A 6,865-nucleotide genomic window follows, 5' to 3' on the forward strand; every position below is an offset into this window, starting at 1 on the left:
CTCGTTCGGTTGGAAGAAAAGGGCGCGACTGAGTCGCGCCCGGGATCATACGTCAAACCTATGAACGCACCCCTGCCGGGTCAAGCTCGCTCACGTCAGCATGATGGGATGCCAGCTCCCTGTCCAGCGCGGAGGCGGAAACCTCCATCAATTCAGTACTTTCGGTCCAGAGCAGGGCGGCACGGACGGGGCGTCCGGGATAAAGCTTGCGCAGCACCGCCCGGTAGAGCGCGAGCTGCCGGACGTAGGCCCGCGGCGCCTCGGCCGCAGTTTTCGGCGGGGCGTGGTTGGTCTTGAAGTCGACGATCAGGATTTCGTCCGGCGTCACCACCAGCCGGTCGATCTGGCCGGATACCAGCGCCGGCAATTGCCCGGGCTGATCCAGCCGGCCGACGATGGACACTTCCGCCCGGCTCCCGGCGGCAAACACGGCTGCGAAACGGGGATCGGCGATCAGGGCCAGCACGCTTTCGGCCAGCGCCCCACGCTCCTCGACGGTCCAATCCTCGGCGTTGCGCTCGAGATAGGAGAGCGCCGCGCCGGGCCGGCGCTCGGGTGCGATATCCGGCAGCGACTGCAACAGCCGGTGCACCAGCGTGCCGCGCTGGATCGCGCGGGCGCGCTGTAAGAGCTGCTCGCCGCTGCGGACGCGGCGGCTGTCGTCGCTGGGGTCGGACGGTCGCAGCCGGCTGTCGGCGGCGAGTTCAGTCGGCGCCGGCCGCTGCAGCCAGGACGGCAGCTCGATCGGCTGCGGCGCCCCCGACACCGCGACGCCGGTCGCAGGATCGGTATCCTCGGGCCGGAAATAACGCTTCACTAGGCCCGCCGGGGTCTCGATCTCCTGCAAGTCGAGGCCGGAATTGGCGAGGCCCTTGTCGATCAGGTCATACCAGGAGGAAGTCCGCACCTTCTTCATGTTGCCGGGCATGCAGCCGCCGACGATCAATCGATCGGCGGCGCGGGTCATCGCGACATAGAGCAGGCGGCGATATTCGTCCTCCGTCTCCTCCAGCATCGCCTCGCGCGCCTTGGCGACGGGACCTGCATCTTCGGCCTTGCGGCCGGCCCAGACCACGACGCCGGGCGCGTTCGGCGCGCTGTTGCCCTGCGGCAGATGAATCAGCCGCAGGCGCTGCGTGTCCGCGGGCGAGGTCGTGGTGTCCACCAGGAACACGACGGAGGCTTCCAGCCCCTTGGCGCCATGCACGGTCATCACGCGCACCTCGTCGCGCGAAATCTCCATGTCGCGCTTCACCTCGGTGTCGGCCGCGCGGAGCCAGGCCACAAAGCCCTGCAGCGAGCTGGGTGCCTTGCGCTCATGCGCGAGCGCCAGCTCGAGGAATTCGTCGAGCGCGTCGTTGGCCTCATGGCCGAGCCGCCCCAGGATGCGCGCCCGCCCGCCGTCGCCGCCAAGCAGCCAGGCATAGAAGGCGAACGGGGTCGAATCGGCCAAACGCCGCTCGCATCGCTCGAGCCGTTTCAGCGCGGCCGTGAGGCGCTCGTCGGTCGCCGCATGCTGCGCCAGCGCCTGGCGCAGCGATCCCTTGCGCTCCCAGGCCAGCTTGAACAGATCGTCATCATCGAGGCCGAACAGCGGGCTCTTCAGCGCCACCGCCAGCGCCAGGTCGTCCTGCGGCAGCAGCAGCGCGTCCGCAAGGTTCATCAGGTCGATGATCGCGATATGCTCGGTCAGCTTCAGCCGGTCGGCGCCGGCGACCGGGATATTGGCGTGCTTCAGCGCCTGGATCACCGCGTCGAACGCGTTGCCGCGCCTGCGCACCAGCACCAGGACATCGCCGTAGGTGAGCGGTCGGCGGTTGCCGCGGCTGCCGGTCATGGTGCCGCTTTCCACCAGCCGCCTGATCTCGGCCTGGATGCGCTTCGCCAGCTTCACTTCCGGGCTGGTGATGGAGACGCCGTCGAACGGCGCGCGCCAGCCTTCGATGTCTTGCCTGTCGTCGGCTTGCGCGAGCTCCCAAAGCTCGATCATGCTGGGGCCGGCATCGGCCAGCGCATTGTGGAGCGGATAACCGTTCTCGACCGCATGGATGCTGCGGTAGATCTCCTGCTCGCGGAAGACATGGTCGACCGATTGCAGGATCGTCGGCCCGGAACGGAACGAATAGGTGAAGGAGACCGGATCGAATTTCAGCCCCGCATCCTCGAACTTCTTCTTCAGCTCGCGCCGGCGCAAATCGAATTCATGCGGAGCCGCGCCCTGGAACGAGAAAATCGATTGCTTCTCGTCGCCGACTGCGAACACCGTGCGCACCGCCCCGTCGCGCGCGCCGGCGCCGGAGGTGAACTCGGAGATGATGTGCGCGACGATGTCCCATTGCTTCGGGCTGGTATCCTGCGCCTCGTCGATCAGGACGTGATCGACGCCGCGGTCGAGCTTGTAGTGCACCCAGCCTGAGGAGACGCGGTCGAGCATCTCCAGCGTCTTGTCGATGAGGTCGTCGTAATCGAGCAGGCCGCGCTCGAGCTTTTCGCGCCGGTAGTTCGCAGCCGCCGCGGTCGCGATGTGCAGCAGCGCCTCGGTGCGGTCGCGGATCGTCACGGCGCGGCGGCGTTCGATCAGGGGATGGATGCGCTGGCTTTCCGCTTCGAACAGCCGCCCGATGGCGGGATTGTTGTCGAAGAATTTCTTCGTCACCACCGACTTGCGCGGCGTGCGGTCGGCGTCGGTCAGGAAGACGCCGAGATAGGCGTCGACCTGCGCGCTGCCGGTGAAGATAAGCGCCTCGCGCAAGCGCGCCGCCTGATCCTGGTCGGACTTGTTGCCGGTATCGAGGACGAGCGCAATGTCTTCCCAGCGCGCGCGTGGCAGATAGGGGCCGTCCAGGATCTCGCGCTCGACATCTTCGATCGAATCATTCGCGGCGACGCCAAGCGCTGCGGACATCTGGCCAGCGGCTGCTTCCGCGCTGCCTGCGGCATCGGTCCAGGCCATGAAATGGTCGCGGCTGAGGCAGGCCTCGCGCACCACGTCCTTGAAGGTGACGTCGGCCGCGTTCGCCATCGCCACCATCAACGCGCGCCCGGTCGCGCTGTCGGGATTGCGCGAGGCTTCCAGCAGCACGGCGAGATTGGCGCGCTCCATCATCTCGTTCTGGTCGCGCTCGTCGAGCACGGCAAACCGCGCCGGCACATTGGCCTCGAACGGGAACTGCTGCAGCAGGCGGGTGCACAGCGCGTGGATGGTCTGCACCTTCAGCCCGCCCGGCGTCTCCAGCGCGCAGGCGAACAGCTTTCGCGCTTCTCTCCGGAGCTTCGCATTGGGATAAGCGATGCCGGCTTCGCGGATCGCGGTGTCCAGCGCGGTATCGTCGAGGGTGACCCAATGGCCGAGCGTGGAAAACACCCGCTCGGCCATGTTGGCCGCGGCCGCCTTGGTGAAAGTGATGCAGAGGATCTTCTCGGGCGGTGTGCCCTCAAGTAGCAGCCGGATCACGCGCTGCACCAGCACATGGGTCTTGCCCGAACCGGCATTGGCGGACACGAAGGCGGACGCCTTGGGATCGGACGCGCGCGCCTGCGTGGCGCGTACGGCGTCGGGAATGGGGCGGGGCGCTTTCACCATTCCTCCAATCCCAGGCCGCCGGCCGCGGACCATTCCTTGATGCGGGCGAGGTCGTCATAGGTGCCGTAGCGATTGGCCCACATCGAGAGATTCAGCGAGGTGTAGGCCTGGTTCTCGTCCTCGAACTGGCGGATCAGTTTTTCCAATTCCCGCCGAGCGTGGTCGGCGGCATCGTCGGGCGATTGCGGCGTATCGCCCGGCCTGATCTTCAATTCCAGCGTCCGCTGCTCACCCGGCGGGTTGTTGCCGCTCAGCCTGACATAGGTGAGCTCGCCGACGGATGCGCCCGCCGGAATTCCCTCGAAGCCGCCCTCGCGCAGGATCGCAGCTTCCAGCGTGAGCTGCGGCGACAGTCCCATGCGCACCTGTTTTCCCGTCGGCGGCTGTCCGGTCTTGTAGTCGAGGATCGCGAACGAACCGTCGCGGTCACGCTCGATCCGGTCGGCGCGCGCCGAAAGCGTGAAGGTGCGCGCATGATCGAGGGGGATGCCGATCTCGCCACGGATCTCGGCGGTGATGGCCGCGATACCGCCGCGCCGCGCAGTCTCCCATTCGGCAAACCACGTTGCGATGCGCTGGAAGCGCGGCCACCACAGCGCCCGCGCTTCCGGCCGCTCCATCAGCGGCGCAAAATGCTTGCCGCCGATCTCGCGCAGCGCCCGAAGCGGATCGTCCGGCAGCTCTGCGGCGAAGACTTGCGTGAATTCGCCGAGCGCTGCGTGGATTGCCGAGCCGCGATCGGCCGCCGACAGCGGCATGTCGACGGGATCGAGCGGGTCGAGCCTGAGGATATATCTTGCGTAGATCGTGTAGGGATCGCGCAGCCAGTCCTCGATCGCGGTCACCGACATCTTCAGAGGCCTTGTCGCGAGCGGCGGCTTTGGCGCGGGCTGCGCGATCGGCTCGACCTTGTCCGGCCGGTCGAGCTCGGCGGCGTAATGGACGTATTTCTCGCCTAGTGCTTTCGCGCTCTTCCAGCGCGCCTCGCCTGCGACCGCCTCACACCGGTGCAGGAAGCGCGAGGCCACCGCCGGCGCGCCACCGACCTTGGCCGAGTGGCTGAGGATCACATCATCAGTGCCGAGCAGTTGCGCGAAGTCATGCGCGGAAAGGCCGATACGCCGTTCCGGCAGGTCGAGGCCGAGCTCGTGCCGCATCGGCCGGCTGAGCCAGGGATCAATCCGCGGCGCCGGCGGCCAGACGCCTTCGACCAGCCCGCCGAGAATCACGCGATCGGTCTCTGTCAGTCGCGCTTCGAGCTGACCGAAGATGTGCAGTTGCGCGCGCGGCGATTCCGGGCGGCGCACCATGCGGTCGGCGAACGCGGTCTGGAATACGTCAGGGTAGTCGCCGAGCGGGACCATCACCCCGCTCAGCTTTCTTGCGCCGACGAGATCATCGAATGCGGATGCGAGCACGGAGCCTGCTTGCTCCTCGAAGGCGACGGCGATGCCGTGCTGATCACAGGACAATGCGGTGAGAGCCTCGCGATGACGCAGCGCCAGCTCGGCGAAATCGTAAGGCTTGGACGCGCTGAGACTTTCGAGCGGTGCAAGCGCGGCCCTCAGCTTCGATATCAGCGACTGCGCCTGGTCGAGCTCGACGTCGCGGAGCCGGGTCCGCCGCTCCAGAGGATGCAGCGATGAAGTCTCGCCGCGGTGGAGCTTGCCGAGTTCGCTGCGGAAACGTTCGAAGTCGCGGGCAAGGCCTTCGCTGCCTGCTTGCGGCCGCGTTCCCCGCAAGAGCGCCAGCTCCAATACTTCGGTTGCGCGCCGGTGTGCGCCGGGCGCGGCATCGAGCCGAAACAGCGGATGTTTCAAGAGCGCGAGCAGTGTCGGCGGCTCCAGCCCCTTGGTCGCGGCTTCCGCGGTGAGGCGGGCGAAAATGCCCGATGGCGTGTCCATCAGCGCTTCACCGCCGGAATCGTCGAATTCGAGATTCCAGCGCGTCAGCGCCGCCATCACCCGCCGCGCCAAAGCACGGTCTGGCGTCACCAGTGCGGCTGATTTGTTGAGATGCCGCGCCTCGCGCATCGCAATCGCAATGGCGAGCGCTTCCATCTCCGGGTTCGGCGCCTCCACCACGGCAATGCTGTTCATGCCGGCGGAAATCTTCTCGGCGATTTCGGGCTGTTCGAGCCGATCATGCCATTGCGCCGTGGCGGTGGATGGCCGCATCGTTTCCGACATCAGCATTTCGCGCCCGTGTGGCGCCGGCTCGCCCAGAACCTCGACCTCGTCACGCTTGATGCCGAAACGGTCGAGCAGCGCGTGCATGGCGAATTGCGGATGATTCGACGCCGGCGGCGTGGTGAATTTGCCCTTGGCGTCGCGCATGCCGCCGATCGTGTCCCAGGACTCCTCATCAAGATCGGTATCGAGTCCGGGCAGCACGACCGCGCCGTGCGGCAGCTTGGCTACCGCGTGGAGAAACTTGGCCGTCGTCGGCATCGAACCGGTTGAGCCCGCCGCGATCACGGGGCCATTAGATTGCGCAGTCAGTCGCGCGGGTTCGGCCGCGATCAAGAGGTCGCGCCGCGCCGCCGGCTCGATGCGGCCGACCTCGGCGAGATGGGCTGGCCAGGCCTGGCGCGCGATCCGCAGGAAATCCAGCGAATGTTGCCAATATTGGTCGAGCTGATCGGGGACCAGCTTATCGAGCGCGCTCCACTCGACGCCGCGCGTCACCATGTCGTCCATCAGGCGCGCGAGATCGCCGGCAAGCTGCAGCGTCGATGCGGGGCCGCCGACCACCTGCGGCGCGGTGACCGGGCTCTTGGCCCAGGCTGCCACCAGTCTCGCCAATGTCAGCCGCCGCTCGAGTTCGCCAAGCTTGGGCGGAATCTCCAGCGGCGCTGCGCCGCTGAATTGTTCCGCCTCTTCCGCGAAAGCGAGTTCATCTTCGTCGATGTCGCCAAGCGCAATGATGCGCGGCAGCACAGCGGCATCCGTATCCAGGACGTCGAGGAAGATCTCTCGCGCAAGCCGGCCCGCACGCCGCGTCGGCAGATAAAGCGTCGCGTCAGCCAGCTTTTCGGGATTATCGCGCGCGTCGAATCCCGTGACCAGGCGACCGTCCACCAGCGCGGCGATGACGGTACGCAGGAACGGAACGGAGAGGGGAACGCTGAAAACGCGCATGAGCGGCCTGATTCGGGGTCAGGCGCCAATATAGAGCATCTCGTTCCGCGTCGTCCCGGCGAAGGCCGGGACCCATATGTGGACGGCCCCCGTGGCACAAGAGCTTTTGAGGTGATCGGATCGCTGCATCCATATGTCCGGC

The 6,865-nt window shown here is 66.8% G+C and carries 2 protein-coding genes; both read right to left on the reverse strand.

Annotated elements, in window-relative coordinates; all coding sequences use genetic code 11:
- Positions 1-58: 58 nt before the first annotated feature.
- Positions 59-3,583, reverse strand: coding sequence for a double-strand break repair helicase AddA (addA, locus tag AAFX91_RS11575; RefSeq protein ID WP_394566520.1), 3,525 nt, complete (start codon positions 3,581-3,583; stop codon positions 59-61).
- Positions 3,577-6,723 (reverse strand): double-strand break repair protein AddB, encoded by a 3,147-nt coding sequence (gene addB / locus AAFX91_RS11580; protein ID WP_394566521.1) that lies wholly within the window; start codon positions 6,721-6,723, stop codon positions 3,577-3,579. Before addB ends, addA begins: the two co-directional genes overlap by 7 nt.
- Positions 6,724-6,865 lie beyond the last annotated feature (142 nt).

The sequence above is a fragment of the Bradyrhizobium sp. 31Argb genome (assembly GCF_043638955.1).
Classification (GTDB): domain Bacteria; phylum Pseudomonadota; class Alphaproteobacteria; order Rhizobiales; family Xanthobacteraceae; genus Bradyrhizobium.

Bases quoted from the DNA above. Each gene is read 5' to 3' on its own strand.
- addA (WP_394566520.1), bottom strand. From the start codon at position 3,583: ATGGTGAAAGCGCCCCGCCCCATTCCCGACGCCGTACGCGCCACGCAG.
- addB (WP_394566521.1), bottom strand. From the start codon at position 6,723: ATGCGCGTTTTCAGCGTTCCCCTCTCCGTTCCGTTCCTGCGTACCGTC.